The organism is Capnocytophaga sp. oral taxon 329 str. F0087, from assembly GCF_000213295.2.
Classification (GTDB): Bacteria; Bacteroidota; Bacteroidia; order Flavobacteriales; family Flavobacteriaceae; genus Capnocytophaga; species Capnocytophaga leadbetteri_A.
Genome location: NZ_KN390104.1, coordinates 1 through 1,482 on the forward strand (window position 1 = coordinate 1; position 1,482 = coordinate 1,482).

Sequence of the window (1,482 nt, forward strand, 5' to 3'; positions counted from 1 at the left end):
GGCTGCAAGAGAGCCTTAGCAGTGATGATTTTGAAGACCTTTTGGGCAAATACCCATCACTTAATTATAGAATAAACTGTTAATGCCCGTGCCTTATGAAAACAATATTGCAAAATCCCCAAACCAATGCCACTGTACAAGTGGGAATGATTAACGAATTTAGACCTAATTGCTATATGAATACAACCAAACCAGCCCCAAAACCGGCTGTAGTACCTCCTAAACCTGTATATAAGCCTCGACCAGAAGAGGGCGTAAGCACACAAGATAGCTATAATGAGCAGGTCAAAAAAAGTAAAGATTGGATATGGCTTGCCGTTGCTGCTCTTATAGGAGGAGGTATCACCTATTACGCAACAAAAGAGAAAAAACAACCTAAAAAAGTAAACGTATGATAGGAAAATTTACAAATAACTCTGGTAAAGGCACTAACTCAGAACATTATACAAAAGTACGTGAGCAAGATGTATTGTTAGAAGAAAATTATGAGAATATGGGAATTAAAAACAGTGAATTTGACCCTATTTTTCATAATCAAAGAGACATTAACACTTCTTTATATAAAGATTTATATTATCCCGGTTTATTTTGGGTTCCTATAGTAGCACATTCAGGGAAAGTTTTTTTACACGGGAAATATTATGATAATGAAGAATATTATCGTAATAGAACATTTGGTCGCTCTGTGGTAGCTTGTGGAGAAATAACAGTATTTATAGACCCATTTTTTGAGACGCGTATATATAAAACTACAAATGATAAGCTAACTATTTCTATAGATATAGAAGGAATTGAACCTGTAGTATATGAAAACTCTCCAGCAGGGACAATGTTTGTTATAACGTATGGAAGCCATTATACGCACGGACAGAAACCATTTATAGCTGAATATCGCCCATATAGTTATAAAGAATTAGCTAAAAAAGATATATAAAATTAAAATTAAGTAATAACAAAAAAATAAACATTATGGTAGGAAAATTTATAAACATAAGCATCAGTGATGATAATGGTAGTACCGGTGGTACTGTAGAAAACACAAGTGAAAAGATACAAGAACTTGAAAAAACAATAGCGGATTTAACAAGTAAGATAACTCCTATCTTAGAAGAAGATGTACACCTCCAACGATTATATGGCAGTTATGATGCTATGGAATTAGAGCTTAATCCTCGACAAAGATTAAGCGGTCAGCTACAAGAGTTTGACGAATTTCGACAAAAAGACTTCAATTCTAAATTAGTAGAAGACTTGTATAGAGAAGAAACCTTTTGGGGTACCATAGAAGTTGATAGCAATTATAATTTCTATAACAGCCCTACTGGTTTGTCTGAGAAAAAAGAAAGATTTTTTGGCAGAACAATAGTTGCTAATGGAGAGTGTACCATTAGTATTCCTCCGAATAAATCAGTACGGATATTGAAAAGGTCTGATGCCAGCAAGAAACTAACAATAAGTACACGTTACGGACAAGAAAAAGAG

At 34.0% G+C, this 1,482-nt stretch carries 3 protein-coding genes; all 3 read left to right on the forward strand.

Translation table 11 applies throughout. The features are described 5' to 3' along the window. Positions 1-95 precede the first annotated feature (95 nt). Positions 96-395, forward strand: a complete 300-nt coding sequence (locus tag HMPREF9074_RS11575; RefSeq protein WP_009390387.1) for a hypothetical protein — start codon at positions 96-98, stop codon at positions 393-395. Further along, positions 392-934 (forward strand): hypothetical protein, encoded by a 543-nt coding sequence (locus HMPREF9074_RS11580; protein ID WP_009390386.1) that lies wholly within the window; start codon positions 392-394, stop codon positions 932-934. The genes HMPREF9074_RS11575 and HMPREF9074_RS11580 overlap by 4 nt, the downstream gene beginning before the upstream one ends. A gap of 35 nt (positions 935-969) precedes the next feature. Continuing rightward, the coding region (locus HMPREF9074_RS11585) for a hypothetical protein (RefSeq protein ID WP_034541072.1) at positions 970-1,482 on the forward strand (513 nt) is incomplete at its 3' end.